The organism is Hymenobacter roseosalivarius DSM 11622 (assembly GCF_900176135.1).
In the GTDB taxonomy this organism is placed as follows: Bacteria; Bacteroidota; Bacteroidia; order Cytophagales; family Hymenobacteraceae; genus Hymenobacter; species Hymenobacter roseosalivarius.
Window position 1 is genome coordinate 33,001 of record NZ_FWWW01000048.1, and the last position, 25,757, is coordinate 58,757.

At 56.1% G+C, this 25,757-nt stretch carries 27 protein-coding genes; 15 read left to right on the top strand and 12 right to left on the bottom strand.

Going from position 1 to position 25,757, the window contains the following annotated elements:
* The first annotated feature begins 72 nt into the window (after nt 1–72).
* The 5 genes from B9A24_RS05020 (at nt 73) to rodA (ending at nt 6,057) form a co-directional block, all read left to right on the top strand.
* On the top strand, nt 73–1,098 hold the full coding sequence (locus B9A24_RS05020) for a rod shape-determining protein (RefSeq protein ID WP_084444085.1): 1,026 nt from the start codon (nt 73–75) through the stop codon (nt 1,096–1,098).
* A 126-nt stretch (nt 1,099–1,224) separates the two neighbouring features.
* Nucleotides 1,225–2,139 carry a rod shape-determining protein MreC gene (gene mreC / locus B9A24_RS05025; protein ID WP_084444086.1) on the top strand — a complete coding sequence of 305 codons (915 nt, stop codon included), beginning with the start codon at nt 1,225–1,227 and terminating at the stop codon, nt 2,137–2,139.
* Nucleotides 2,136–2,663, top strand: coding sequence for a hypothetical protein (locus B9A24_RS05030; protein ID WP_084444087.1), 528 nt, complete (start codon nt 2,136–2,138; stop codon nt 2,661–2,663). Before mreC ends, B9A24_RS05030 begins: the two co-directional genes overlap by 4 nt.
* Nucleotides 2,664–2,804: 141 nt before the next feature.
* Nucleotides 2,805–4,613, top strand: coding sequence for a penicillin-binding protein 2 (gene mrdA / locus B9A24_RS05035; protein ID WP_234996995.1), 1,809 nt, complete (start codon nt 2,805–2,807; stop codon nt 4,611–4,613).
* A gap of 148 nt (nt 4,614–4,761) precedes the next feature.
* Complete coding sequence (gene rodA, locus B9A24_RS05040) at nt 4,762–6,057, top strand: rod shape-determining protein RodA (RefSeq protein ID WP_234996997.1); 1,296 nt, start codon at nt 4,762–4,764, stop codon at nt 6,055–6,057.
* Nucleotides 6,058–6,154: 97 nt separating this feature from the next.
* Here the strand turns inward: rodA and B9A24_RS05045 are convergent, their stop codons facing one another.
* Nucleotides 6,155–7,459 carry a hypothetical protein gene (locus B9A24_RS05045; RefSeq protein ID WP_084444090.1) on the bottom strand — a complete coding sequence of 435 codons (1,305 nt, stop codon included), beginning with the start codon at nt 7,457–7,459 and terminating at the stop codon, nt 6,155–6,157.
* A gap of 35 nt (nt 7,460–7,494) precedes the next feature.
* Between B9A24_RS05045 and B9A24_RS05050 the strand changes: the two genes are divergently transcribed.
* The 4 genes from B9A24_RS05050 (at nt 7,495) to recO (ending at nt 11,851) form a co-directional block, all read left to right on the top strand.
* On the top strand, nt 7,495–7,821 hold the full coding sequence (locus B9A24_RS05050) for a 2Fe-2S iron-sulfur cluster-binding protein (protein WP_084444091.1): 327 nt from the start codon (nt 7,495–7,497) through the stop codon (nt 7,819–7,821).
* Nucleotides 7,822–7,996: 175 nt separating this feature from the next.
* Complete coding sequence (locus B9A24_RS05055; protein ID WP_084444092.1) at nt 7,997–8,626, top strand: thymidine kinase; 630 nt, start codon at nt 7,997–7,999, stop codon at nt 8,624–8,626.
* A 38-nt stretch (nt 8,627–8,664) separates the two neighbouring features.
* Complete coding sequence (porZ, locus tag B9A24_RS05060; protein ID WP_084444093.1) at nt 8,665–11,031, top strand: type IX secretion system anionic LPS delivery protein PorZ; 2,367 nt, start codon at nt 8,665–8,667, stop codon at nt 11,029–11,031.
* Nucleotides 11,032–11,128: 97 nt separating this feature from the next.
* Nucleotides 11,129–11,851, top strand: coding sequence for a DNA repair protein RecO (recO, locus tag B9A24_RS05065; RefSeq protein WP_084444094.1), 723 nt, complete (start codon nt 11,129–11,131; stop codon nt 11,849–11,851).
* 49 nt (nt 11,852–11,900) lie between these two features.
* Here recO and B9A24_RS05070 read toward each other — a convergent pair whose 3' ends face one another.
* From B9A24_RS05070 to B9A24_RS05090, 5 genes are all read right to left on the bottom strand, one after another.
* Nucleotides 11,901–12,362: an FKBP-type peptidyl-prolyl cis-trans isomerase gene (locus B9A24_RS05070; protein WP_084444095.1), complete on the bottom strand. Its 462-nt coding sequence runs from the start codon at nt 12,360–12,362 to the stop codon at nt 11,901–11,903.
* On the bottom strand, nt 12,359–12,922 hold the full coding sequence (locus B9A24_RS05075) for an FKBP-type peptidyl-prolyl cis-trans isomerase (RefSeq protein ID WP_084444096.1): 564 nt from the start codon (nt 12,920–12,922) through the stop codon (nt 12,359–12,361). The genes B9A24_RS05070 and B9A24_RS05075 overlap by 4 nt, the downstream gene beginning before the upstream one ends.
* 58 nt (nt 12,923–12,980) lie before the next feature.
* Nucleotides 12,981–13,475, bottom strand: coding sequence for an FKBP-type peptidyl-prolyl cis-trans isomerase (locus B9A24_RS05080; protein ID WP_084444097.1), 495 nt, complete (start codon nt 13,473–13,475; stop codon nt 12,981–12,983).
* A gap of 77 nt (nt 13,476–13,552) precedes the next feature.
* Entirely contained in the window at nt 13,553–14,509 is a 957-nt protein-coding gene (locus B9A24_RS05085) for an FKBP-type peptidyl-prolyl cis-trans isomerase (protein ID WP_084444098.1), read from the bottom strand.
* 37 nt (nt 14,510–14,546) lie between these two features.
* The gene (locus B9A24_RS05090; protein WP_084444099.1) at nt 14,547–15,590 is read right to left on the bottom strand and encodes a DHH family phosphoesterase; all 1,044 of its coding nucleotides are present in this window, start codon (nt 15,588–15,590) and stop codon (nt 14,547–14,549) included.
* Between the two features lie 508 nt (nt 15,591–16,098).
* On the opposite strand from B9A24_RS05090, the gene B9A24_RS05095 reads away from it, so the two are divergent.
* Nucleotides 16,099–16,518, top strand: a complete 420-nt coding sequence (locus tag B9A24_RS05095; protein WP_084444100.1) for a nucleoside-diphosphate kinase — start codon at nt 16,099–16,101, stop codon at nt 16,516–16,518.
* 188 nt (nt 16,519–16,706) lie between these two features.
* Here the strand turns inward: B9A24_RS05095 and B9A24_RS05100 are convergent, their stop codons facing one another.
* Both B9A24_RS05100 and B9A24_RS05105 read right to left on the bottom strand, forming a co-directional pair.
* Entirely contained in the window at nt 16,707–17,996 is a 1,290-nt protein-coding gene (locus B9A24_RS05100; protein ID WP_084444101.1) for a nucleoside permease, read from the bottom strand.
* A gap of 42 nt (nt 17,997–18,038) precedes the next feature.
* Nucleotides 18,039–18,263, bottom strand: coding sequence for a hypothetical protein (locus B9A24_RS05105; RefSeq protein ID WP_143434765.1), 225 nt, complete (start codon nt 18,261–18,263; stop codon nt 18,039–18,041).
* A gap of 69 nt (nt 18,264–18,332) precedes the next feature.
* On the opposite strand from B9A24_RS05105, the gene B9A24_RS05110 reads away from it, so the two are divergent.
* The 5 genes from B9A24_RS05110 to B9A24_RS05130 all read left to right on the top strand — a co-directional run bounded on the left by B9A24_RS05110 (nt 18,333) and on the right by B9A24_RS05130 (nt 22,992).
* The gene (locus B9A24_RS05110; protein WP_084444103.1) at nt 18,333–18,938 is read left to right on the top strand and encodes a hypothetical protein; all 606 of its coding nucleotides are present in this window, start codon (nt 18,333–18,335) and stop codon (nt 18,936–18,938) included.
* A 42-nt stretch (nt 18,939–18,980) separates the two neighbouring features.
* Nucleotides 18,981–19,574 (top strand): hypothetical protein, encoded by a 594-nt coding sequence (locus tag B9A24_RS05115; RefSeq protein WP_143434766.1) that lies wholly within the window; start codon nt 18,981–18,983, stop codon nt 19,572–19,574.
* On the top strand, nt 19,558–19,854 hold the full coding sequence (locus B9A24_RS05120) for a winged helix-turn-helix domain-containing protein (protein WP_234996999.1): 297 nt from the start codon (nt 19,558–19,560) through the stop codon (nt 19,852–19,854). The genes B9A24_RS05115 and B9A24_RS05120 overlap by 17 nt, the downstream gene beginning before the upstream one ends.
* A gap of 101 nt (nt 19,855–19,955) precedes the next feature.
* Nucleotides 19,956–20,696, top strand: a complete 741-nt coding sequence (locus B9A24_RS05125; RefSeq protein ID WP_084444105.1) for a hypothetical protein — start codon at nt 19,956–19,958, stop codon at nt 20,694–20,696.
* A gap of 112 nt (nt 20,697–20,808) precedes the next feature.
* A complete protein-coding gene (locus B9A24_RS05130; protein ID WP_084444106.1) occupies nt 20,809–22,992 on the top strand; it encodes a TonB-dependent receptor in 2,184 nt (727 codons plus the stop codon).
* A 187-nt stretch (nt 22,993–23,179) separates the two neighbouring features.
* On the opposite strand, the gene B9A24_RS05135 is transcribed toward B9A24_RS05130, so the two are convergent.
* The 4 genes from B9A24_RS05135 to B9A24_RS05150 form a co-directional block, all read right to left on the bottom strand.
* The gene (locus tag B9A24_RS05135) at nt 23,180–23,785 is read right to left on the bottom strand and encodes a superoxide dismutase (protein ID WP_084444107.1); all 606 of its coding nucleotides are present in this window, start codon (nt 23,783–23,785) and stop codon (nt 23,180–23,182) included.
* Between the two features lie 129 nt (nt 23,786–23,914).
* Entirely contained in the window at nt 23,915–24,361 is a 447-nt protein-coding gene (locus tag B9A24_RS05140; protein ID WP_084444161.1) for a nucleoside deaminase, read from the bottom strand.
* Nucleotides 24,362–24,427: 66 nt separating this feature from the next.
* Nucleotides 24,428–25,000: a hypothetical protein gene (locus B9A24_RS05145; protein WP_084444108.1), complete on the bottom strand. Its 573-nt coding sequence runs from the start codon at nt 24,998–25,000 to the stop codon at nt 24,428–24,430.
* 260 nt (nt 25,001–25,260) lie between these two features.
* Nucleotides 25,261–25,719 (bottom strand): hypothetical protein, encoded by a 459-nt coding sequence (locus B9A24_RS05150; protein WP_084444109.1) that lies wholly within the window; start codon nt 25,717–25,719, stop codon nt 25,261–25,263.
* Nucleotides 25,720–25,757 lie beyond the last annotated feature (38 nt).

Consider the following 25,757-nt stretch of genomic DNA (forward strand, 5'->3'; position numbering starts at 1 on the left):
AAACTTACGTACTTTTGCCCCCTATTTGCGTGGCGCAACCCGCGCATTATCTTCTAATTGCCGTAAAAATCAATGGGTTTTTTTAACTTCCTCACCAGCGATATCGCCATTGACCTGGGAACGGCCAATACCCTCATCATTCACAACGACAAAATCGTGGTGGATGAGCCGAGCATCATCGCCAAAGACCGCACAACCAATAAAGTAATTGCCGTGGGCCGGCAAGCGCAGCAAATGCACGAAAAGACCCACGACAACATTCGCACCATTCGGCCTTTGAAGGACGGCGTAATTGCTGACTTTCACGCCGCTGAGGAAATGATTAAGGGCATGATTAAGATGATTGACACGCGCAATCGTCTGTTTCAGCCCTCGCACCGCATGGTTATCTGCATTCCCTCGGGTATTACAGAAGTAGAAAAACGTGCCGTACGTGACTCCGCCGAGCACGCCGGTGCTAAAGAAGTCTGGATGATTCAGGAGCCAATGGCGGCCGCTATCGGTATTGGTATCGACGTGGAGCAGCCCGTTGGTTCCATGATCATTGACATCGGTGGCGGCACGACCGAAATCGCGGTTATTGCCCTGTCGGGCATCGTCTGCGACCAGTCCATCAAGACGGCCGGTGACGTATTCAATCAGGATATTCTGGACTATATGCGCCGTCAGCATAATCTGCTGATTGGTGAGCGCTCCGCCGAGAAAATTAAAATCGAAGTAGGTGCCGCCCTCACCGAGTTGGACGTTACGCCTCCCGACTACGAAATCCGGGGCCGTGACCTGATGACGGGTATTCCGAAGGTGATTAAAGTGACTTCTTCCGAAATCGCTATTGCCTTGGATAAGTCGGTGGCCAAAATTGAGGAAGCGGTACTTAAAGCTTTGGAAATAAGCCCCCCGGAGCTGTCTGCCGACATTTACGATAACGGCATTCACCTGACAGGTGGCGGCGCACTGCTCCGTGGCTTGGATAAACGCCTGGCGGCTAAAACCAAGCTCGCGATTCACATTGCCGAAGACCCATTGCGCGCCGTGGTGCGCGGTACGGGCGCTACGATTAAGAATCTACAAGGCTTCCGTAGTGTTCTGCTCTCGTAAGTAGCTAAATAAGTAAATGGCTGGAGGTTAAGTGGTTGCTTGTTCTGCTTTTTGAACAGCAAGTCATTTAGTCTCCAGCCTTTTGCTACTGTAAGCTCAACCATTTAATTATTCGCTTCTTTTCTCGTGCGTAATCTTTTCACCTTCATCTTCCGCTACCGGGGCATCCTGGTGTTCGGGCTATTGGAGGTGTTGAGTTTATATCTACTGATCCGAAACAGCTCGTACCAGCGGGCCGCTTTCTTCAATTCAGCCAATGCCTACGCAGGGCGAGTACTGGAAATGCGCACCCAGGTGCTGGATTATTTTCGGTTAGTTGACGTGAATCGGGGCTTGGTAGCTGAGAATGCGGCCTTGCGCCAGCAGCTTTACCGCCCCGACCTGGCGGGCCGCCTGCCCGATAGCCTCGCACCCGCTGAGCCCCTGCGCCCGGCCCGCCGCGACTCCATCTTGCTGGGTTTGCGCCAATTGCTCGCCACCGACCCTGATTACCCGCTCATCCCGGCGCGTGTGATAAGCAACACCCGCCGACGGATTGATAACTATCTGACTATCAACGCCGGCACCCGCGACGGTGTGCGGCCGGGGATGGGTCTTCTTTCCGCCGATGGCGTAGTAGGCCGGGTCAAAGTTGCCAGTGAGCATTATGCCACGGCCACGTCAGTGCTACATTCCAAAACGGTTATTTCAGCCAAAATAAAGCGCGACGGTACGGAAGGCGGCATTAAGTGGCTAGGCGACGACGCGGCCCACGTACTTCTAGACCAGATTCCGCGGCAGAATGAGCTAGTGCGGGGCGACACCATCCTGACTTCCGGCTACAACGCTGTCTTTCCGGAAGGGGTAATGATTGGTACGATCGACGCGTTCAGCAAAGAGCCAGACAAGGATTTCTGGACCATACGGGTGCGTCTGGCCGTGGATTTTTCGCGCCTGACCTACGTGTACGTGGTGAATAGCCGCTCCAAAGCGGAGCGCGACACGCTGCAAGTCCGGGCGGGGGCCAAACCAGAGGAAGAAGAGGAGATTCAGAAGCCATGAGAGCAGCCGGCGGATTTGTACTACACCTGATTTTGCTGGTTCTGTACGTGCTGCTGCATGTGCTGGTGGCCAGCAAGCTGGTGCTATTTGATCTGGGCTGGTGCTTTTTTTACCTGGGCTTTTTGTTGTTTTTGCCCATCACTACGCCCATTGTAGTGCAACTGCTCCTGGGTTTTGGGGTGGGCATTACTATGGATATCTTCTACGATACCGGCGGAGTACATGCTGCCGCTGCGGTACTGCTTATGTACCTGCGTCCCTGGGTATTGCGTCTGCTTACGCCCCGCGATGGCTACGATGCCGCCGACGCGGTGAACGTGCACCAGATGGGGTGGCAGTGGTTCTTCGTGTACATGGCTTTGCTGGTAAGTATTCATCACCTCGCTTTTTTTCTACTTGAACTGGGCAGTTTTCAGATTATTGGTGTTGCGCTGATAAAAGTGGCAGTGAGCACCTTATTCACGAGCATCACGCTGCTGATTGTGCAGCTGCTGTTTTTTCCATCGCGACGAAGCAATAGGTAGGTTGTGGGGTGGGCCACTTGTCTAATAGATAGGCTGGACAGTGAGCCTCTGTGTTGTGTACCTTTGCAAACCCAGATAGTAGGCTGGGGGGCATTTTATCCAGTTTCTTTCGCTTTGCAATACCTTGAAGGTCGTAAGTATGTGATACAGACCATTTTCGTGGTCGTAGCCCTACTGTTTGCGGCGCGCTTATTTTACATTCAGGTGCTCGACGGCAGCTACAAACTGGCTGCTGACCGCAATACCTTGCAGCGCATCGTACAGGTGCCTTATCGTGGGTTGGTATACGACCGCAACGGGCAGCTGATGGTGCAAAACACGCCGGTGTATGACTTGATGGTGATACCGCGCGAGGTAAAACAGCTGGATACTGCCTACTTCTGCCAGCTTCTTCAGCTGCCCATTGAGGAGTTTCGCCTTGCTATGACGGCCGCGAAGAATTATTCGCGGGTCAAGGCCTCACCTCTGATTCAAAACCTAAGCACGCCCGAGCTGGCCGCTATTCAGGATAACCTGATTGATTTTCCGGGATTCAGCATCAAGGCCCACATGGCCCGCTCCTACAAAACCGAAAATCTGGCGCATGCTTTGGGCTACGTAGGAGCCATTACGCCTAAACTGCTGGAAAGCCCCAAATACGCCAAGTACATAGCGGGTGATAATCTGGGAATCACGGGGTTAGAGTCCTTCTATGAGAAGGTCCTGATGGGCCAGCGCGGGGTGCAGTATCGCATGGTGAACGTGCGGGGCATTGAGAAAGGCGCTTTTCGGGGCGGCGAATTCGACACGCTTTCCGTGGCTGGGCTGGATTTGCACACCAGTATCGACAGCGAATTGCAAGCCTACGGCGAACTGCTCATGGCCAACAAGCGCGGCTCCATCGTAGCTCTCGACCCCAAAACGGGTGAAATCCTTGCTTTCGTGTCAGCTCCCTACTTCGAGCCAGCGCGGCTCAGTGGCAAAGGCATGGGCAACCGCTACATGGACCTGCTCAACAACCCCGAGCGGCCCCTGTTCAACCGGCCGCTGATGGCAACTTATCCGCCGGGCTCAGTATTTAAGCTGGTAAACGAGCTGGTAGCTCTCCAAATGGGTGTAGTGACGCCTTACACTAGTTTTCCCTGCAACCAACGGTTAGTGAAATGCACTCACCGCCACGAGGCACCGACTAATGTGGGCATCGCCATTAAGCAGAGCTGCAACCCGTATTTCTACCAGGTAATGCGTACGACCATCATGCGCGGCCGCTCCAGCAACCCTAAGGAAGACGCCCGCCTGGGCCTGGCTGAGTGGCGGCGGCAGGTCATGTCGTTTGGGCTAGGGCAACAGCTAGGGGTGGATCTGGGTTCGGAGCGCAAGGGCTCCATTCCATCGCCGGAGCTGTATGACAAGATGTACGGCCGCCACGGCTGGAACTTCCGCACGATCTACTCCTTGAGCATTGGTCAAGGAGAAATAGGCATTACGGGCCTGCAAATGGCTAATATCATGGCTACTATTGCCAACCGTGGCTATTATTACACGCCTCATTTCGTGCGTGGCATTGGTCAGAGCGGCCCCTTGCCTGAGTATCAGCAGCGGCATCATACCAATATTGTCCCTCAGCACTTTGATGCTATTATTCCGGGTATGCAAGCCGTGGTAGACGGCCGTGGGGGAACGGGTAATTTGGCTAGTCTGGCCCAGTTCGGGATTTCGGTGGCCGGCAAAACCGGCACCGTGCAAAATGCCCACGGCCCCGACCACGCGACTTTCGCCGCCTTTGCTCCCGCCGAAGATCCCCAAATCGCCATTGCCGTGTTTATCGAAAATGCCGGTTTCGGTGGCACCTCCGCGGCTCCCATGGCTTCGCTGATGATCGAGAAATACCTGCGCCGCAAAGTGGAGCGCACGCAATGGGAAACCTGGTTACAGGGCGATGCCTCCAAGTTTATTAAGAAAAAGCATTGAGCTTTATGCCAAAAAGGCGGTCACGTTGACGACAGGAAGCATCTCGCGTGTTGACTCTCAATTATTAATCTAACGAAGCAAGCGAGATGCTTCCTGTCGTCAGCCTGACGTGCTATTAGCCAGCCTCAACTTATAACACCCCTCACCAGTGCCTTCTTCACCCGCCAGATACAGTCGCAGTCTTGATTGGGTAACCATCGGCATCTATGCTTTGATGGTGGGCCTGGGCTGGCTGAGTGTGTACGCGGCCAGCTACTCGCCTGACGCACCATCCGTTGGCTTCGCTGGGCAGAGCTTTCAGGAGCTGATGGCCTTCAACTGGTTTAAGCAGATTATCTGGATCGGGACGGCCGTAGTGCTGATGGTTATTCTGGTAGTGGTCGATTATAAGGCCTACGACACGTTTGCCTACGGCTTTTACGCCATTGTGGTCGTGTTGCTGCTAGTCACGCTCTTCGTGGCCCGACCTATTGCGGGGTCGCGGTCGTGGCTGGAGCTGGGGCCGGTGCGCCTGCAACCAGCGGAGTTTGCCAAGTTTGCCACCGCACTGGCCGTGTCGCGCTACATGGCCGGCATCAACCTGCGCCATCAGAACTGGCGCGACCAGGCGGTGCTGGCGGGCCTCACGCTGCTGCCGCCGCTGCTTATTATTGCCTCCAACGAGACCGGCCAGGCGCTCGTGTTTGGCGCGTTTCTGCTGGCCTACTTCCGCGAGGGCATGTCGCCCCTCATCCTCATTGTACTCGCCGCCGCGGGCATCATTTTGATTCTAGCTTTGCTAATTCCCAAGCTCTGGCTCATCGGCGGGATTACCCTCATTCTGGGGGGCATTTTTCTGGTCAATTCGCGGGTGATGCGCCACCACTTGCCGTTGGCCCTGAGCGTGTGGGCGGTGGTGGTCGGAATGGTGTTTGGAGTCGATTTCTTTTTTAATAACGTGCTTCAGCCCCACCAGCGTAAGCGTATTGAAGTCCTTATCAACCCATCGGCCGATCCTCTGGGCGTGGGCTGGAACGTGACCCAATCCAAGATTGCCATCGGCTCAGGTGGTTTGATGGGCAAAGGTTTCCTGGAAGGCACCCAAACCAAGTTCGACTTCGTGCCCGAGCAAAGCACCGACTTCATCTTCTGCACCGTAGGCGAAGAGTGGGGCTGGATGGGCAGCCTGGTAGTTATCATCCTGTTTATGGCCCTGCTGATGCGCCTGGTGTATGTGGCCGAGCGTCAGAAATCAGTATTTGGGCGCACGTATGGCTACTGCGTGGCCAGTATTTTCTTCTTCCACTTCGCCGTCAATGTAGGCATGACCATTGGCCTGGCACCGGTGGTGGGCATCCCGCTGCCGCTGTTCAGCTACGGCGGCTCCTCGCTCTGGTCGTTTACCATTCTGCTGTTTATAATGCTGGCAATTGACGCCTACCGCAAGCAGGATCTAGTGCGCTGATATAGGCCAGGAGTAGCCTTGTAAAAGGCAGCTGAAGACATAAAAAAACCCCCCAGTAATTTTCGAAGAATTGCTGGGGGTTTTTTTTATGTCTTCTCTAAGCAAACTTCCGGTCGATGAGCTTCAATAGCTTGCCCACATGCTCCTCCTTGCGCGTCCAGTCGTATTTAGACGCTAAGTCCTGAGTCACGTAACGTTTGGCCGATTCAGGATCATTGAACGTGTCGAGGTGCTGAATAGCAGTATGATACTCCATATTTTCTCCGTTAAACAGCTCATTGATAAAGCCAAAACGCTGATTAATAGAAATAGCCTCGCGCAACGATTCCACTCTGGGGGGCTTTTCGGCCAGCGTGGCCCCCGCTTTTTCCGGGCGAAGTGTTTCACTTAGCGAAGTGGCAGCAGGGCGGTCCGCTTTTAGCTTTTCGTAGAGAGGTACGCTGGTCGGGCCTGCTTCTGTGAGCGGACGGCGAGGCGCGACTATTGGTTCATGGGCCGGCTTGGGTTCCGGCGACGGTTCTAGTGTTGGCGTAGGCACGAAAGCTGGTGTGGCCACGAAAGTAGGCGTAGCTACCGATGGCTGGGGGGCATTTTGAACAGGAGTGGGTGTCGGGGCTACTGCAGCTGGAGCAACTACTGGCTCCGTAGTGTTTGCCGGCTCGGCAGTGCGCGCAGGCTCAGCAACTCGTGCAGGTTCTGGCTCACGCGCAGGCTGCGGCTGAACCGGGCGGGGCGCTTCCGCAATGGGTGCCGCAGGCGCACGCACAGGACCATCGGCCCACAAATCAGCCTCCGTGAGTGGGAGCAAAGCGCTGAACTCCGCCACCAGCCGTTCCATGAGCTGATGGCTTTTATACGTAGCCTCCTGGTGCAGCCGGAAGCGTTCCAGCAGAAAGTCGCGCTCCAATGGCGCATCTGGTGATAAACTGTCGATAAACTCCGCGAACAGGTCCTTATTAAGGTCCAGATAGCGCAGCGCATCCCGCAGCTGGGCAGCCGTGGCGGTAGGCTGCCCGCCGAGGAGCTTCTCCTCAAACGTCAGCACCGGGTCGGCCACCACGCCGAGCGTATCGGCGACGGCGCGGGCCAGCAGAGGCTCAAAAGCCCCCCGGTTCAACCGAATACGTCGGGAAAGCGTGTTCATAAACTGGGTGAGCGCCTGCCGCACGTCGGGGGCCTCAAAATCGAAGTAAGGGCTGCGCAGACGGGCCATTTCGGCCGTCCATTGCGCCAGCAATTGCTGCACCACCAACAGGTTTACCTGCCGGATAGGTGTGAAGCGCAGCACCGCAGGGCCATCGAGGGTAGCGGTGGGCTGGGGGCCAAAATGCTGGTCGCAGAGGTGAGCGGCCAGCCGGCGGCCGTAGTGTTCGCGCTTGGCGTGGCTATATTTGTCCTTCATTTCAAATCCTGATTCAATCGGCAATTTAAGGAAAGATGCCTAGTCTGACCGTGCGAAACTTGCCGGGAGCCATACTGGAGGTGCCCGCCGGCTCTACCCTGCTGGCTGCGCTGCACGCCGCCGGCCACGACTGGATGCACGCCTGTGGGGGCAAAGGCCGCTGCACCACCTGCCGTTTGGAGGTGCTTAGCGGCGCGGAAAACCTAACGCCCGATACAGAGGCAGAATTGCGTTACCGCCGCGCCGGCCGCCTGCTGCCCCACGAGCGACTCACATGTCAAACCCGCTTGCCTCAGGGCGAACTTATAGCCCGCGTGCCCGAAGCCACCAAACTGCCGCACGTAATTTATAGCTCTGATTAGTGCTTAATTCTGTTCTGTAATGAGCGGAAGAGTGAACTTAGTGCCAGACAGGCGTATAGCACTGCGCGGAACAGATTTCCCCGTCGCGGTTCTTGAAGCTCCCCGCCGAAACCCTTACTTTAGAGGTTTAAAGTAAAGTCAAGCCACCCCTCACTGGCTACTCACAGCAGGCCCTATGTTTCTAGAACCCCGCGTCGGCACCAACCGCGAGGCCCCCCGCCGGGGCTGGATTGAAGTGGTGTGCGGCTCCATGTTTTCAGGCAAAACCGAAGAGCTTATTCGCCGCCTCAACCGGGCCACCATTGCCCGGCAGCGGGTCGAAATCTTCAAGCCCGCCCTCGATACCCGCTACCACGCCCACGATGTCGTATCGCACAACGCGAACAGCATTCGCTCGACGCCCGTGGCGTTGGCCCAGGAGATTCTGCTCATGACCAGCGGCTGCGACGTAGTCGGCATCGACGAAGCCCAGTTTTTTGATGAGTCGCTGATAGAAGTGTGCGTGCAGCTCGCCAACCGCGGCACCCGCGTCATCGTGGCTGGCCTCGATATGGATTATGCCGGCAAGCCCTTCGGCCCCGTCCCCGCCCTGATGGCGGTGGCCGAATATGTTACCAAAGTGCACGCGGTGTGCGTGTGCTGCGGCGAATTGGCTTCGTATTCCTTCCGTATCGCTGCCTCCGAGGACAAGATTTTGCTGGGTGAAACCGACTCGTATGAGGCGCGTTGCCGCCCTTGCTTTATAGAGGGCATGAAGGAAAAAAGCCCCCCGGCGCGGGTTGCGGCGCGGCACGAGACCCTGTAGCACCAGGCTCCAGCTCGGTGTTAACTCTATTTTCGCCCATGACTTATCTGCTGCGTACCTGCCGTTGGTTCGGCCTTGTTGCTGTCTGGCTTTTCAGCCTACCCTCGGCCGTCGCACAGGGGCCTGTAGGTTTTGGCGACTGGCAGCTGCATTTGCCCACTAACCAGGCCAAAGCCCTGGCCGATGCGGACAAGCGGGTATACGTAGCCACCGAAAACTCTTTTTTCTATTTCGATAAAGAGCTAAACACCACCCGCCTGCTTTCCCGCCGCGACGGCCTCAATGATGTGGGCGTCAGCACCGTGGCCTACGATTCGGTCAGCCAGCAGCTGCTTGTGGCTTACAACAACGGCAACCTGGACGTACTGCGCGCCAACGGCTCCATTCAGAATGTGACCGATATTCTGCGGGCCGAGATTACCCAGGCTAAAACCGTCAATCATATCAATTTCAGCGGGCCTCGGGCCTATCTGGCGTGTAGTTTTGGCTTAGTTGTATTTGATATGACGCGCCTGGAAGTGCGTGATACCTACGTCAATATCGGGCCGGCCGGGCAGGCGGTGCAGGTGTACGCCAGCGCTGTGCTCCGCGACTCAGTGTATGCCGCTACCTCGGCGGGCCTGCTGCGGGGGCGGCTTACGGATAACCTCGCCAACTTCCGCAACTGGACCACCGATCTGCCCGCTCGAACCGGGAATCCGTTTCGCACACTGGCCACCCAGGCCGGGCAGGTGTATGCTGGCGCTAATGGCGACCAGCTCTACCGTTTCAGGGGGGGCAGTGGGGCTGGTCGGGGCTGGCAGCCGGTGGCAGGCTTCGCTGGGGGGCAATTTCGGCAGCTCACGCCCTCGCGAGCTGGTTTACTGGTAGTTGGGCTGGATAACCTGTCTGTGCTCGACAAGCCGGGCGGCACGATTCGCACCTATCGTAATGCACTGCTACGTGATACGCGGGCGGCGGTTCGCTCCCGTGATGGTGCGTTCTACGTGGCTGATTTTCAAAATGGCTTAGTGAAAACAACCGATGGCCAACAGTTTGAGAACTTTGTAACGAACGCGCCAGCTAGCGCCCGTGCTTTCAGTGTGTACAGCGACGCGCGCACGGGTATCACAGACGTATTCAGTGGTGGCTTTTCTGACCGGTTTATGCAAAACGGCTCTTTTGGCGGTTTTTATGAGTACAAGGAAGGGCAGTGGACCAATATTACCCCCCAGACCCTGCCCGACCGCACCCAATATCCCAATTTTCAGGACCCCAGCCACGGCGTACGCACCCCCGATGGCACACTCTACATTGGCAGCTACGGTAATGGCGTGCTGGAGTGGAAGGGGCCTGGCAGCTTCCGGCTCTTCACCGATGGCAGCGGCAACAATCCGCTGAAGACGGCCCTGGCACCGCCTAAGTTTTCCAACTTCGACCCTAACTACACCCGCATCACCGACCTGACGACTGATGCTGAGGGAAATGTGTGGGTGGTGAACCGGCATGAGTTTGCTGGTGTGCCCGGCGTGCACGTCTTCAACCCCGTAGCGACCACTTGGCGCTCATTGCCTTATTTCGCCGGAGTTGAGAACCTCAACGGCATTGTGCTCGATGATAATGGCTACGTTTGGCTGTCCACGTCGCGCCAGCCCACGGGCAACGGCGTTATCGCCTACGACGAAACGACGCGCACGCCCCGCTATTTCTCTACGGCCAACGGCCTGCCCTCCAATGACATCTATGATATGGTGAAGGACCGCCAGGGCAGTATCTGGGTAGCGACCAGCGCCGGCGTGGCCTTCCTCACCGACCCTGGCCAGACCTTCGCGCCCAGTTCTGAGGCGGTGTTTCAAAAACCTTTTATTCTGCGTGGTCCACCAACTAGTCGGGGTTTTCCGGCACTGAGTAGCGATGTAGTGCGCGCCGTGGCCGTGGATGGAGCCAACCGCAAGTGGTTCGGTACTGACCGCGGTCTGTGGCTGTTCAGCGAAAGTGTCGATGAAGCCCTGTTCAATTTCACCACTGATAATAGCCCCCTGCCCTCCAACCGCATTCTGGATGTGGCCGTGAACGACCGTACCGGCGAAGTATTCGTCGTAACCGACGCTGGAGTCGTGTCTTACCGTGGCTCAGCTACCGTTACGGAAGGCAAGCCTGCCTGCGCTAAAGTATTCCCCAATCCCGTGCGCACCGATTTTACGGGGCAGGTGGGTATTTCGGGTCTGGCGAATAACGCGGTCGTCAAAATCACAGATGTGACGGGCAAGCTCGTGTATCAGACCCGCGCCAACGGCGGCACCCTCACCTGGAACCTAGCCGACTACAACGGCCGCAAAGTGCAGTCAGGCGTGTACATGGTTCTCTCCTCCGATGCTGATGGCAAAAACGCCTGTATCAGCAAAATAGCGGTGGTAGCGCGGTGATTTATTGCCGTGTTTCGGTGTTAAAAAGCTGCCTGACCATTTATTATTCGTAGCTCGTCTATCCACCCAGAAGAGTAGCAAAAACCAATACATCCTAATGCTTGTAAAAACGCGTGGCTTGGTTCTGAGCTACATTAAGTACCGCGAAACCAGCATCATTGCGCGGGTGTATACCGAGCGGTTGGGCCTGCAAACCTATATCGTGAACGGGGTGCGCAAGGCCAAGCCACCGGGACGCATTGCGTTATTTCAACCCTTCACGCTGCTCGATCTGGTGGCGTACACCTCGCGCACGGGCGGTATCACGCGCTTATCGGAGTTTCGGTGCGCCGAGCAGTTTGCCAGCATTCCCTACGATGTGCGCAAGGGCAGCGTCGTGCTGTTTTTGTCGGAAGTCGTGAGCCGGACTGTGTTTGAGGAAGAAGAAAACGAGCCTCTGTTCACGTTTCTGCACGATTCTATTCTGGCTTTCGACAAGCAAACTGCTGGCTACGAAAACTTCGCGCTCGTTTTTCTGCTTCAGCTGGCAGCCTATCTGGGCTTCGGTATTCTGTCGGGTGAGCAGGTAACAACCCAGGTTGCCTTCGCGGGCGAGGCCAGCAACCCCGCCAGCAGCAGCAGCGCCCCCACGATACTGCGCTTCCGCGAGTTCGACCACTACTTCGATGAGCTGCTCCGCGACCCTGCTACGGCTACCGTGCCCAATGGCCGCGTCCGCCGCGAGCTGTTGGCTGTGCTCATTCGCTATTATCAGCTCCACATCGAAAAGCTCGGCGACATTCGGTCGCTGGCCGTGCTTTCGGAGGTACTGGGAGAATAGCATCAGGTTTTTTCACAAAAAAGTCCCCCAGCGTCGCTGGGGGACTTTTTTATTTATGCACTTTCACCATTTCCAATTCAAATATCAGATCGGTCTTCGGTGGAACAATGTAGCGGTTATCATCGTCGGGGTTGCGGGCACCTTTGGCCCCGTAGGCCAGCGCGGCCGGTATCCAGACGCGGGCCCGACTACCAGCGGGCAATAGCTGCAATACTTCGTCCCAGCCCTTAATCACCTCGCCACGACCTACGCGGCAGCGCAACGGGCGGCCATCCGTAGCCGAAGAGTCGAAAAGCTTGCCATTGGGCAGAAAGCCGGTATAATGAACTGTTACCCGGTCGCCGGCACTAGCTGTAGCACCCTTGCCAGGCTGATGAATGTAATAGCGCACGCCCGAGGTAGTACGAATGGTGTCGGTCAGGCTTTGTGCCTGGCTGCGGCCAGCTCCGGCAATAAGCAGCACAAGCAGCACAATTCGCCACCAACGAAAGTGTCCGGGGGGCTTTTTCACCGGATATCGGTGATTTCGACGTCGAAAATAAGCACTTGATTAGGCAAAATGTCATACGAGCCAGCTGCATTAGGTTTGCCAGTTGGTCCATAAGCCAGATACGACGGGATAATCAGTGTTTTGCGGTCACCTTTCTTCATCTCCACAAAAGCCTGATCCCAACCTTTAATTACCTCACCACTCCCGATCAGAAACTCGCCGCAGTCACATTGAATACGGCGGTCGAAGGAGCTGTCGAACACGACGCCATTTTCCAGAAGCGTGCCCCGATACTTCACCGCAACCCGGTTACCCGCCTTTACCTGCGGGCCGGTGCCATTTACGATGGGCACCATAAACAGGCCCGAAGGCAGGCGGGTGAACTCCGTAATGTTGTTTTTGACGAGGTAAGCCTGAATCTTAGTCTCGTCGATTACTTTATATTCGTCTTCCTTCTTACGCAGTTCTTTGGCGAATTTCTCCGTTGTCGTGTCGCCGCAGGCTGCCAGAAAGGGGCCAATAGCCAACAACAGCAAGAAGAAGCGGTTGAGCAAAGGGTATGTAAAAAAAGTCTTCATCATCGTATCACCTTGTTTGTAGGATAAGCCCGTCAGGCTTATAACGTAGTACCGCGCCTGATTATTTAACGCTTACCAGCTCCACATCGAAGCGGAGCACGGCATTGGGTGGAATAACTCCTCCGGCACCGTTGGCACCATAGCCCAGCGACGATGGAATCAGCAGCGTCGCTTTGCCTCCCTGGTTCATCAAGGCAATGCCTTCGTCCCAGCCAGCAATAACCTGCCGTACACCCAGTTGAAATTCGATTGGCTTGCCGCGCTTTACGGAGTTGTCAAACTCCTGTCCATTGAGCAAGGTGCCTACGTAGTGCACGGACACCGTCTGGCCGGGCTTGGCCTTTGCGCCCGTGCCTTCCACTGTCGGCACATAGTAGAGCCCGGACTCCTGGCGCTGAGCGCCAACGATAGTATTCTGCGCTATGTATTCCTGGATGATTTTTTCATCCTTCTTTACATAGTCTGTTTCTTTTTCGCAGGCCGTGAGCAATGGCACACTGGCTAATAGAAAAACGGCTAATCGGGAGAGGATAGAGCGTTTGAGCAACTGAATCATGGAAGGCAAAAAATAGAAGATAAAAAAAGCCGTCGTGGCCGGCCCGCAGGCCCGCGCACGACGGCTGGGGGGCTTTTTTACTTTACGTCAACCAGTTCCACATCGAAGCGGAGCACGGCATCGGCCGGAATGTCGGCACCAGCACCACGCTGGCCATAGCCGAGCGTGGAAGGAATAAGCAGCGTCGCCTGGCTGCCCTTGTTGAGCAGGGCAATGCCCTGATCCCAACCCGGAATCACCTGGCCTACGCCCAACGGAAACTCAATCGGCTTACCACCTTGCTTCTCCGACGAGTCGAATACTTTACCATCGAGCAGCGAGCCTTTGTAGGTCACGGCCACGGTCTGACCCTGCTTGGGCTTCGCGCCGGTGCCAGCCTTATTTACTACGTAGTAGATGCCGGAAGGAGATTTCTCCGCTTTCAGGTTATTTTTCTTGATGTAGTCCTGCAGGATGACATCATCTTTCTTAATCTGCACTTCGGCGTAAGCCATCATCTTTTTCTGCTGCTCCTCCATCATCTTCTGCTGGTCGGCCATAGCCTCCTGCTCGCTTTGGAGCTTATCGGCCTTCACGAACATGGTCATCGTGTTGCCGGCTTTCTTCATGAAAGGCGGCACCGGCGCGCGGAAGGATTTAGCAAAAATGGTATCCACGTTGAAGCGGAATACGGCGCTGTCGCCGGGCTGAAGCATAGAAAGCGCTTCTTCCAGGCCACCTTTGGTTTTCAGCTCTTCCAGCTTGATGCGCATTGGAACGCCCATCTGGGCCTTGCGCGAGTTGAACAGGATAGAGTCTTTCGCGGTGCGATATTCTACGTTGAGGGCCAGAATCTTGCCCAAGCGGTCCTTATAAGTCGGGTCGCCGGTGGGGGCTACTTCCCGCTCGGTGTACTTGCCACCTTCGCTCTTGAAAAGTTTGTACTCAAAGCCGGATTTGGCCTTTGTGAAATCACCGCCGCCCTTGTTGCAGGAAGCGAGGCCCAAAATGCCGGCGGCAAGCGCCAAGCTCAGGAAATTGCGTTGAAAAAGCATGAAAAGGAAAAGAAGGTGAGGATAAATTCGGGGCAAGTTACGCCGCGGGCGGCGCAACCGCTAGCGGGGCCGTCACGAGCTGTGTCTGATACTGAGGCAATAAACTTAGGAAGCGTTGCACGGTCGCATCCAAAGGTTCGTAGCTAATGCCACCTGATGCGTTGAGGTGGCCGCCGCCCTGAAAGTTCTGGCGGGCAAATTCGTTCACCGAAAAGTCCCCCACCGAGCGGAAAGATATTTTAACCGCTGATCCACGGTCAATCAATACGGCCGCAAAGACCACGCCTTCAATGCTTAAGGCAAAATTAACGAGACCTTCCGTGTCGCCGGTCTTGGACTGGTATTGGCGCAGCTCGTCCTGGGTAATGGCGATATAAGCCGTGTTGTATTCGGGCAGCACCACCAGTTTATCCTTCAGCACGAAGCCCAGAAAGCGCAGGCGCATTTCGGAGTGCGAGTCGTAGATGCGGCGGTGCACGGAGCTCAGGTCAATGCCGGCGTCGAGCAATTCGGCAATGATCAGGTGCACGTTGCGCGAGGTGCTGGGGTGGCGAAACGAGCCCGTATCGGTCATGATGCCCGCGTAGAGGCTCTCGCCAATGCCCACGTCAATCATGTCCTGGTCGCCCAAATCGCGGATTACCTCAAACACCAGCTCGGCCGTAGCGGCGGCTTTGGGATTGGAGAAATCGAGATCAGCAAAGTTCTCGGGCTCCAGATGGTGGTCGATAAGTACCTTGGTGCCGGGGGCGTTGCGGATGTAGGTGCCGAGCTCATTGATGCGGCCCAGACAGCTGAAATCGAGGCAGAAAATAACTTCAGCCGTACCAATTATCTCACGTACCTGCGCATCATTGCGGCGCGAATCGTATACGATAACATCCTCATTGCCTGGCATCCAGGCCAAAAAGTCGGGATAATCGGAGGGCGTGACGACGGTTACGTGGTGCCCTTTTTTGCGGAGGTAACCGGCCAGCCCCAAGGAGGAGCCAAGCGCGTCGGCGTCGGGTTTGTGGTGGGTGGTGATAAAAATCTGCCGGGGCTGCGCGAGCAGCTCCTTCAGAGCGGAGATTGTGGACATTGCCTACTGATAGGTGGCTGAAATTCGGTGGTTTAGGCCGGAAGCAAGGCGGCAAAATTCGGAAATAATCCGCAAATAATTTTTGCTCTAACAACGGCCGCTTGGGATTAGGTTCGGTAAGTGGGTAGGAGGTAGTAAAGTGGTGGAAGAAAAGAGAATAGCAGAGCGCCACGCAAGAGTGACATAGAATCTTATGCTGAGGAATCCAAGCACCTCTCCGAGTAGTAACCAGGGCTTTTTCAACGAGCGGTAGAGATGCTGCGATTCCTCAGCATGAAAATAGCGCCACAACGACTGCACGCGAGATGCTTCGCTGCGCTCTACATGACAGTCTCTACATGATAGTCTTAAGCAGTCGGGGGGCTTTTTTCGTGTTGTTTGCGCCTTACCAGCTTCTTACTACCCAACCCTACCAACTTTAGGCTACTTTTGCCGCCGCATTCGCCTAACGATTTGCGCATCGCAAGCATTCCACATTTCCCAACATCACTTTACCATAAATAATAGAATGGCCACTAACCGCACATTCACGATGATTAAGCCCGACGCGGTGCAGGAAAACCACATTGGTGGCATCCTGCACATGATCGAAGAGGGTGGCTTCCGCATCGTTTCGCTCAAGAAAGTACGCCTGACGCCTGAGCGCGCCGGCAAATTCTACGAAGTTCATAAGGAGCGCCCCTTCTACCAGGATCTGGTAAAATACATGTCGTCGGGCCCCATCGTGGCGGCTATTCTGGAGAAAGACAACGCCGTTGCCGATTTTCGCACGCTGATTGGTGCTACTAACCCAGCCCAGGCCGAAGAAGGCACCATCCGGAAGAAGTACGCCAAGAGCATCGAGGCCAACGCCGTGCACGGCTCCGACTCCGACGAGAACGCACAGATTGAAGGCGACTTCTATTTCAGCGCCGACGAGCAGTTCTAAGCTTCTGTCGTACTGAGCGAAGCAAGGACTCTGCATGAAGAGTCCTGACGATTTTAACTCAGATTACTCGCTTCACTCGGAATGACAACAAAAAACCCGCTCTGCATCGCGCAGAGCGGGTTTTTAATTATACTAAGAATAGACTATTTTTATACCGTTTTTATACTTTAGGGAAGATTCGCTCCCGATTACAACTCGCTGGCGGCAAGTAACGGCCCAGATTGCTCCACTTCTTCTTCAGCCATCGGGTTGTGCTTGTGCCTGAACAGGATGAGAAACAGCACAGCGACGACCAGGGCGTAGCCGGCAAAAGACAGCCAGATGCCTTGCCAGTTCTTAGTAATGCCGTCGGGGGCAGTGAAATACTTTTCGATAACGAGGCCGCTCACCAGACTGCCGAAAACGGCGCCGAAGCCGTTAGTCATCATCATAAATAAGCCCTGCGCACTGGCCCGGATAGACGGGGCGGTCTGTGTCTCGACGAATAGTGAGCCGGAAATATTGAAGAAGTCGAAGGCCATACCGTACACGATGCACGAGAGGATAATCATCCACAGCCCGTCGATGGGGTTGCTGTAGGCGAGCAGCCCGAAGCGCAGCACCCAGGCCACCATGCTGAATAACATGACTTGCTTGATGCCGAAGCGGCGCAGAAAGAAAGGAATAGCCAGAATAAACAGCGTTTCGGAAATCTGCGAGATGGACAGGATGATAGCTGGATGCTGTACCGTGAACGTGTCCTGGTAGGCCGGTACCTTATCGAAGTCGTGCAGGAAGGTGTCACCGTAGGCGTTGGTGAGCTGCAAGGCCGCGCCCAGCAACAGAGCGAACAGGAAGAACGTGAGCATCTTGGTGTCGCGCAGCAACGCGAAGGACTTCAGGCCCAGTACATCAACTAGTGAGCGGCTGGGCGTGTCTTTGGCAAGGGGCGGGCACTTGGGCAGCGTGAAAGAGTACAAACCCAGCAGGATGGCCGCGCCGGCAGCCACGTAAAACTGGTTGGCCGACTTCTCAAACCCCAGCAAGCTAACTGCCTGCATGGCTACAATGAAGCCGATGGTGCCCCACACCCGGATGGGCGGGTAATCCTTAACTACATCGAGGCCCTGGCGCTTGAGCACCGAGTACGATACGGCAATGGACAAAGCCAGCGTGGGCATGTAGAAAATCATGTTCAGCAGCATCACCCAAAACATGGTGCCGGGGTCATTCACTAAGGGCACCGTGAACAGCACAATGCCGCCCAGGATGTGCAGGCCGCCGTACAGTTTCTCGGCATTCACATACTTATCGGCGATGATGCCCATAATGGAAGGCATGAAGATGGAGGCAATGCCCATCGTCGAGAAAATGGCCCCGAACTGCGCCCCCGACCATTGCTTGGTCTGAAACCAGTACGCCCCGATGGTTATCAGCCACGAACCCCAGATAAAAAACTGTAAAAAGCTCAGGATAATGAGACGAAGCTTGGTACTCATGTAGGGGCAGGTTAAAAGAAGGAAATTTTCGGTGTGAGACGGCTAAGCGGCTTCGCGCCGCCAGAAGACGTAGCGTGCATGGCTGAGCACCGCCAGGAGCCACGAGGCCAGAACCAGGCTAATGAGCCGGACTTCGAAAAAGAAGTGAGAAAGGCAGAAAAAAAGAACAACCCGGCCACTTGCGCAGACCGGGCATTCAAAGATAGAAAAAAACAAAAACGAAGCGGGCGGAAATAGGTCTGCTTTAGGGAATAAAAAAGTTTGCATTATAATTTGGTTTATAATGCAAAGTAGTTTACGTTTGTCATATTCAATCATCACTAGCTGCTCCAACCCATGAAAACGCTCGCCAGCTTCGCCACCCCTGCTACCGTTAGCAACTTTGTTAGCTCCGCCGCCGCTATTCCTAGCCAGGTAGTAGAACTGGCTGATTTGCGTTCATATGCCTTCACGTATATGCTCCGCGGCTCTGTGGTGCTGGTGGCGGCGCTCAGCGAAGTAATGTTGGAGATTGGCGGATTTGCCGCGCCCTGGCTGCCCTGGATGGTGCTGATGCCGTTGATGGCCATTGTGCTGAGCGTGCGGAGCCGGCGGGAGCGGAAGCTGCGCCCGGCCAGCACGGCCCTCGCCGCCAAAACCATGCGTCTGCTGCAGAAAAGCTTCGTTGTTATCATGCTCATTGCTATTATCTGCGCCATGCAGTTTGGTTGGGTAAACGCTCACCCCATCCTCCTGCTCTTCAATGGACTGGCAGCGGTGGTTGCTGGTCGGGTATTAAGCTTCCGGCCGCTGGTGCTAGGGGGCATTTCTTCGGTGGTTTTGGGCGTGGCAATCATCTTTATGCCGGCTCACATCCAATTGATCGTCATTGCCGCGGCTATGCTGGTGAGCTATGTGGTTCCGGGTTACTTGCTGAACGCCCAAGGCCGCGTGGCTGCTTAGTTTGCGCACTGCTCTTTCCTCTGTCTTTCAACTTTACTTTTTATGGAACCCTTAGAAAACCCAATGTCGCCGGCCGATAGCCTGCGCCTTATTCAGACCATGATTCACACGGCCAAGCAGGACCTCAGCGACCACTCGTTTGAGCTGCTGCTGTGGGGTTGGTTGGTGTTTGCTGCCGCCACAAGCCATTATGGCCTGCTGAAAATTGGCTACGACAAGCCGTGGCTGGCCTGGCCGGTGCTCATGAGCCTGGGTACGGTAGCTGCCTTCGTAAATGGAGCCCGCCGGGGCCGCCGTGAGCGGGTGCGCACTGCCCAGCGCGACTTCATGACCTTCCTCTGGGCCGGCTTTGGCGTACTGATGCTGATGCTCATTGGCGTGGGTACCGTCGTGGGCTGGAAGACTGCGTATCCGCTTATCATTGCATTGTATGGTCTGGGCACGTTTGCCACGGGCGGGGCGCTGCGGTTCCGGCCGCTTATCTGGGGCGGGGCGGCCTGCTGGCTGCTGGCTACGGTCGCGTTTCGCGTGTCGTTCGAGACGCAGCTGCTGCTGGTAGCGGCCGCCGTGCTGGTGGCGTACATCGTGCCAGGCCATTTGTTAAAAAACCAATACCACCGTGGCCGCACCCTTTGAAGACCTCGACCCGCTCCTGCACTCCCAGCTTCGATTGGCGATTATGTCCCTGTTGCTGAGCGTACGGGAGGCGGAGTTCAACTTCCTGAAAGAGAAGACCGGAGCTACGGCCGGTAACCTGAGCACCCAGATCAGTAAGCTCAAAGACGCCGGCTACCTCACCATGACCAAGGAGTTCAGCGGCAGCTATCCGCTCACGCGCTGTGCCATCACGCCCCAGGGCGTCTCGGCCTTCGAGAACTACGTGCAAAGCCTGCAACGCTACCTCAAGCCCGAGTAAGTCTCCTTTCCTTTTCGCTGTTTTTACCCTTTCTGGCCACTTTTTTGGGCTGGTCGGGCCGTGCCTTGTCTTTTTTTGTCCACTATTTTTTCTCTACAACTATGAAAAAGTACCTGCTTCTGCTCGCGTTTGTGTTGTTGGTAATGCCTGGCCAGCTGTTGGCGCAGGCTGGGGGGCAAAATCAGTCGGCGGCTTCCGTGCTGACTAACATTCAACAGAAAATAACCTGGCGTACCCCCGCCGACTCGCTCCGACAAGTGGCGGCGGCCCTGGATGAGCTGCGGGCCAAAAGCCCCAATGCCTACCTGAGCTACTGGGGCGCGTTTGCTCAATACCACCTGTACTTCCGGGCCACTCAGGATAAGAAAACCGCTGAGAAAGCCCTGCAAATCGGCATTGCCCTGCTGGAAGAGGTGTCCACCAAAACCGCCGAGCACTATGCGCTGCTTTCCCTGCTGCAAGGTCTGAACCTGGAGTTCGCCAGCTTCCTGACCATTCCTTTTAAGGCGAATGCCGTGAAGGAAAACACCGAAAAGGCGCTGGCTCTGGCCCCCAACAACCTGCGCGCTCACTACGCCCGCGGCATCAACGACTTTTACACACCCTCCCAATACGGCGGCGGCAAAGTAGCGGCTGACCACTTCAAAAAAGCTATTGCCCTGCCCGAAAAAACTGACCCCAACCCCTATGCTCCCGACTGGGGTAAGGCCGACGCCTACAGCTACCTGGCCCAGACCTACAAAAAAGCCGGCCAAACGGAGCTAGCCAAACAGTACGCCACCGAAGGACTCGCTAAGTATCCGAACCACGGGCAGCTGAAAAGCCTGGTAGCCAAGCTGTAACGCGAAGCGGCGCTTCGCCTCGCATTAGAGCCGGCTAAAAAGCCCCCCAGCGTCATCGTTCAACGAGCGAAGCACCGCTTCGCGGTACTCCCAACGCTTAACCTCCCTTCCCATGTCACGTCTTTTCGCTTCTCAGGCCCGTCTTATGGTGCTGGCTCTAGCCTTGCTGTGCGCTTTCAGTAGCCCGGCGGCGGCGCAAAACCGCCTCGTATTGCGCGGCACCGTCACCGACCGCAACACCGGGGAAAAGCTGCTCGGGGCCACGGTGCGCCTAAGCAGCCTGCCCACTACCGCCACAGCCACCGACCTCGACGGCCGCTTCGAGCTGCCCACGGTGCTGGCTCAGGGCGATACGCTGATCGTGACGTATATCGGCTACGCGCCGTATCGGCAGTTTCTAGGGGCTGGGGGGCAAAATCAGGCGGAGATACTGGTGCGGCTGCGGCCCCAGGCCAATCAGCAGCTGGGGCAGGTGGAGGTGACGGCCAAGCGGCCTATTGCGGAGGAGTTTATTGTGCGCGAGCTGGATTATCTGAAAATAGTAACCAACCCGGCCGCCGCCGCCGACCCGCTGCTGGCCGTGCGCACCCTGCCCGCCGCCTCCAACACGGATGAGTCGGCCAGCATCAGTCTGCGCGGCTCCGACCCGGCCCAAACGGGTATTTACCTGAATAATGTGCCGATTTATGATGCCGTAAAATTTGCCCAGCTCAGCGGCATCGGCACGTTCAGCATCTTCAATGTGGATCTGGTGAAGTCGGTGCTGGTGTTTCCCTCCAATCCGCCCCTGGAGTACGGCAATGCCGGCGCGGGCCTCATCAGTCTCACCACCGACGATAAGCCACGGCCGCGCTTTTTGCAGGGCTCGTTGGGGCTGGCCAATTCGGGGGTGATGGCGGGCGCGCCGGTGGGGGAGAAGGGCATGCTGAAAGTGTACGGCAACTACCAGACGGGTGAGTTCATCAAAGCCGTAAATCCGGAGTCGTTCCGAAAGCTTTCAAAATTCGGCAACCGGGACTTTGGGGGGCATTTTTCGACCAGCCTGGGGCAATACGGCACGCTGAAGCTGTTTGCCTACGGGATCAGCGAGCAGTACGCCTATCAGTTTCAAAGCCCCTCCCTGAATGACACTTACCGCTACCGCAAAAACCGCGGTTTTGGCATAGCCAGCTACGAAAAAGCCTGGGCCGGCGCCGACCTCAGCCTGAGCCTGGGCGCCGGCCGCAGCCGCGCCACCGACGGCGTGGGCAACTACCGCGCCGCCCGCCGCAACGCCGACTACTACGGCAGCCTCAACTACCGCCGCTACTGGTCCGATGCCCTTTCTACCCGCGTGGGCCTGAGCTACGACGAGCGCACCATTCGCGTTGGGGGGCAATTTCCGGCTTTGCCCTACGCCATGAGCGAAACGGCCCCGGCCTACGCCGCTACCATTCGGCAGCAGCGCACGCTCTGGGAGGCCTACCAGTATACCAAGTGGAAGCACCAGCGCTGGGTGGTAGGCGTGGGCCTGCGCACCACCGTGCCGCCCCGCCAGCAGTCCGCTTACCTCAGCGGGCAGCTCAACCTGCGCTACGACCTGAGTCCGCGCCAATTTCTGAACCTCTCGGGCGGGCAGTACACGTCTTTTTCCTCGCCTGATGCCGCGTATTACCCCTTTCTGCGCTACTGCACCCGCCAGGTGGCCCTCGACTATGCCTACACCTCCGACGAGCTGAACCTGTCGGCGGCGGTGTACGCCAAAAACGAAAGCTCCTTGCTCGACAGCCGCGTGTACGGGGTGGAAGTATACGCCCAGCGCACGTTTTTCAAGAAGCTAAGCGCCGATATTTCCCTGGCCAGCATCCGGTCACGCCTGCAAACGACTAACCCGGAGGTCGCGGCGCTGGCCCTAAATCAGCGGCAGTATAACCTGCCGTTTATTGTGAAGAACAACCTGAAGTTTGGCTTTAAAGGCGGCGAAATCGGCAGCTTTACCCAGTACCGCTCGGGTGCGCCCTACACGCCCGTCTTGGGTGCCCAACTTGACCCCGAATCCGGGTTTTTTGCCCCCCAGTACACTATCGAGGCTGGCACCGGCCGCTTGCCCAACTACTTCCGTACCGACCTGACAGCCAGTAAATTCATTCGCAGCCGCCAGAATCAAAATACGCTCGTGCTCTACGCGGTGCTGAGCAACGTGCTGAACACCCGCAACGTGAGCAGCTACTCGTATTCCGCCGATTACACCCAGGCTAACCCGGAGTATTTCCAGCGCCGCTTCCTATACTTCGGCGCCGTCGTGACTTTGCAGTAGAGACGCAATAGTTGGAGTCTCGTCGTTAGCTTCGCTGACCTGCGGTTGCTGCGGTTGTTAGTTCTGAATGACGCGGTGCCTGTCGTTCAACGACGAGACGCAATATTTTGCGTCTCTACAACCTGCCAGTAAACAAAAAGTCCCCCTGCAACTACGCAGGGGGACTTTTTTATAAAAAAACAGAAGCTTAAGCGGCTTGGAGACGCTTGTTTACTTCGTCCCAATTGATGAGGTTGTAAAAGGCAGCGATATAGTCGGGGCGCTTGTTCTGGTATTTGAGGTAGTAAGAATGCTCCCACACGTCGAGGCCGAGTACGGGCGTGCCTTTGCAGCCGGCGTCGGGCATGAGCGGGTTATCCTGGTTGGGCGTGGAGCAGATTTGCAGCGAGCCATCAGACTGCTTGCACAGCCAAGCCCAGCCCGAGCCGAAGCGCGTGGTAGCGGCTTTGGTGAATTCTTCCTTGAACTTCTCGTAGCTGCCAAACGACTGCGTGATGGCCTCTCCGATAGCGCCCGTAGGCTCACCGCCGCCATTCGGTGTCAGGATTTGCCAGAACAACGAGTGGTTCCAGTGACCACCACCATTGTTGCGAACCGGGGCCGGAGCGGCGGCAATGTTTTGCAAAATGTCTTCGATGGACTGGCTTTCCATCTCCGTGCCCTGCACGGCGTTGTTCAGGTTGGTGACGTAGGCCTGGTGGTGCTTGGTATGGTGAATTTCCATCGTTTGCGCGTCGAAATGGGGTTCGAGGGCGTCGTAGGCGTAGGGCAGTTGGGGCAGTTCGAAGGCCATGGGAAAGAAAGGTTTGGAGGTGAAAGAAAACGCGTAAGGCTGCCCGGCGTTCGGGCAGCTACTGTACTTCTTTAACTGACAAAGCCGCCGAAGGGTTAGAATTTGCCCCCCAGCGGCCCTCAAAAGTAATTATTTCCGCTTGCGGGCAAAAAACTCCTGCATCAGCCCGGCACTTTCCGCTGCCATGATTCCCGTAACCAATTCTGTGCGCCGATGCAGCAGGTTGCCGTGCCGCCGAAATCCATGTTTTTCCTCGGGTGCGCCATACACCACCCGCCGCATCTGGGCCCAGGCACTGGCGCCCGCGCACATCACGCAGGGCTCCACGGTGACGTACAAAGTGCAGTCGGTAAGGTATTTATTGCCTAAGAAATTAGCCGCTGCCGTCAGGGCCAGCATTTCGGCATGAGCGGTTACGTCGTTTAGCTTCTCCGTTTGGTTGTAGGCCCGCGCAATAATCTGCCGCTCCAGCACCACCACCGCCCCAATCGGAATCTCGTCTTCGGCTAGGGCGTAGCGTGCCTGTTTCAGCGCCTCTCGCATGTAGCTTTCGTCGCTGTAAAGAGAAAGAGTCATAGGTTCATTGATAATTTTATTCAAGGCGGTCACGCAGAGCGGAGCGAAGCATGACCGCCTTTGTCTCTACTTCAACGCAATACTCTTCATCATGGCCTGAGCAGTAGGCTGCCATTGAACCTGCTCCTCGGCGGGACAGTTGAAGGTGAAGACGATAAGTTGGTCGCCCTCAATGGCGTACTGCACCAGCTGGTAGCGACGAATTGGCGCCAGATTGCCCCCCCGGCGCGTATCCGCCACCGACGAGACGAACTCCAGTACCACAAAATCACGCTTATTGATAGTGCGGATGTCTTCGGCCAGGAAATCCACTTTGGTGTAAGCATTCTGAATGCTGGCTTTATAAATCTTGAGCAGAATGCCGTAATCCTTGCTGGTGAAGGTGCTGGGCTTCTGAGCTACGCTGAAATCGACGCGGCCGCTGGGGTTGGTAAATACGGCCAGGGGCTTGCGCGGAGCGGGGTATTTGGCGGCTATTCCATCGTCGGGCAGGGCCGTGAAGCCTTCGGGAATGCCAACGGTGAGACTTTTGGTAATCGACGTTTTCTTGAGCTTGGGCTTTGGCGCGGCAAATGCGACCAAGAATAAAAGCAGCAACGCGTAGGGAGCAAATCGAAGCAAGCGCAAAGGCATTTTCATAGAAAGAAGAAAAGAAAAATCGAACGGGATGTTATCAAAGAACGACGCTCATGGCGGTAGAGACGCGTATTCGCCTCTAGTCGTTGCTGACGTTATTTAGTAAAGTGGTGCGGTACCAGTCGTTCAACGACCAGACATGAATATCAGTCTCTACATTAAGTGCATTGGCAGATTTCGTTTTCAACAAAGCGGCTACAAATAAAAAACCTCCGAAGCCGAAACGACTACGGAGGTAAAAAAAGCTAACTAAATAGGCGGATTTAGCGTCGCTTCTTTTTTTTGCTGGTCACTGGTGCCGATGGATACTTGATGCGTACCTTTTTCCAGTACACATAATTGCCGGTTTTGGCCTCTACCAAGTATGTGCCAGCTGGGATGCGGCCCAGGTCCACGGGCTGGCCGGTGTTGTTCGCAGGGTCGAGGGAGGCGGTATATACGGGGGCATTTTTGTAGTTGGTCATCACCAGCGTGCCGGGCTTGGTGAACTGCTGGGTGAAGCTCAGGAAAATGGTATTCGTGTTGGCATCAGGATACACATCGATGCCGGAGAGAGTCTCCACGCGCTTGATCGGGCCGTCGAGGATGACGGGTTCGGCGCTGGTCTTGGACTTGACGCTGGTGCCGTTGACCTCGGTTTTGGTCTTGCCTTTAGTGGAAGTTTGAGCCTGGGCAGATGCTGCGGTAAGCAAGGCCGCAGCGAGAAGTGCAGTATATTTCATAGGAAGAATAGACAAAAGGCCGGAAAACAAGGTTCTGC

What these genes read in the sequence shown, in the direction of transcription:
- B9A24_RS05020 (WP_084444085.1), top strand. Translation starts at nt 73, where the DNA reads ATGGGTTTTTTTAACTTCCTCACCAGCGATATCGCCATTGACCTGGGA.
- B9A24_RS05030 (WP_084444087.1), top strand. Translation starts at nt 2,136, where the DNA reads ATGAGAGCAGCCGGCGGATTTGTACTACACCTGATTTTGCTGGTTCTG.
- B9A24_RS05045 (WP_084444090.1), bottom strand. Translation starts at nt 7,459, where the DNA reads ATGAAGGACAAATATAGCCACGCCAAGCGCGAACACTACGGCCGCCGG.
- B9A24_RS05050 (WP_084444091.1), top strand. Translation starts at nt 7,495, where the DNA reads ATGCCTAGTCTGACCGTGCGAAACTTGCCGGGAGCCATACTGGAGGTG.
- B9A24_RS05055 (WP_084444092.1), top strand. Translation starts at nt 7,997, where the DNA reads ATGTTTCTAGAACCCCGCGTCGGCACCAACCGCGAGGCCCCCCGCCGG.
- porZ (WP_084444093.1), top strand. Translation starts at nt 8,665, where the DNA reads ATGACTTATCTGCTGCGTACCTGCCGTTGGTTCGGCCTTGTTGCTGTC.
- recO (WP_084444094.1), top strand. Translation starts at nt 11,129, where the DNA reads ATGCTTGTAAAAACGCGTGGCTTGGTTCTGAGCTACATTAAGTACCGC.
- B9A24_RS05075 (WP_084444096.1), bottom strand. Translation starts at nt 12,922, where the DNA reads ATGATGAAGACTTTTTTTACATACCCTTTGCTCAACCGCTTCTTCTTG.
- B9A24_RS05080 (WP_084444097.1), bottom strand. Translation starts at nt 13,475, where the DNA reads ATGATTCAGTTGCTCAAACGCTCTATCCTCTCCCGATTAGCCGTTTTT.
- B9A24_RS05085 (WP_084444098.1), bottom strand. Translation starts at nt 14,509, where the DNA reads ATGCTTTTTCAACGCAATTTCCTGAGCTTGGCGCTTGCCGCCGGCATT.
- B9A24_RS05090 (WP_084444099.1), bottom strand. Translation starts at nt 15,590, where the DNA reads ATGTCCACAATCTCCGCTCTGAAGGAGCTGCTCGCGCAGCCCCGGCAG.
- B9A24_RS05095 (WP_084444100.1), top strand. Translation starts at nt 16,099, where the DNA reads ATGGCCACTAACCGCACATTCACGATGATTAAGCCCGACGCGGTGCAG.
- B9A24_RS05100 (WP_084444101.1), bottom strand. Translation starts at nt 17,996, where the DNA reads ATGAGTACCAAGCTTCGTCTCATTATCCTGAGCTTTTTACAGTTTTTT.
- B9A24_RS05105 (WP_143434765.1), bottom strand. Translation starts at nt 18,263, where the DNA reads ATGCAAACTTTTTTATTCCCTAAAGCAGACCTATTTCCGCCCGCTTCG.
- B9A24_RS05110 (WP_084444103.1), top strand. Translation starts at nt 18,333, where the DNA reads ATGAAAACGCTCGCCAGCTTCGCCACCCCTGCTACCGTTAGCAACTTT.
- B9A24_RS05115 (WP_143434766.1), top strand. Translation starts at nt 18,981, where the DNA reads ATGGAACCCTTAGAAAACCCAATGTCGCCGGCCGATAGCCTGCGCCTT.
- B9A24_RS05125 (WP_084444105.1), top strand. Translation starts at nt 19,956, where the DNA reads ATGAAAAAGTACCTGCTTCTGCTCGCGTTTGTGTTGTTGGTAATGCCT.
- B9A24_RS05130 (WP_084444106.1), top strand. Translation starts at nt 20,809, where the DNA reads ATGTCACGTCTTTTCGCTTCTCAGGCCCGTCTTATGGTGCTGGCTCTA.
- B9A24_RS05135 (WP_084444107.1), bottom strand. Translation starts at nt 23,785, where the DNA reads ATGGCCTTCGAACTGCCCCAACTGCCCTACGCCTACGACGCCCTCGAA.
- B9A24_RS05140 (WP_084444161.1), bottom strand. Translation starts at nt 24,361, where the DNA reads ATGACTCTTTCTCTTTACAGCGACGAAAGCTACATGCGAGAGGCGCTG.
- B9A24_RS05145 (WP_084444108.1), bottom strand. Translation starts at nt 25,000, where the DNA reads ATGAAAATGCCTTTGCGCTTGCTTCGATTTGCTCCCTACGCGTTGCTG.
- B9A24_RS05150 (WP_084444109.1), bottom strand. Translation starts at nt 25,719, where the DNA reads ATGAAATATACTGCACTTCTCGCTGCGGCCTTGCTTACCGCAGCATCT.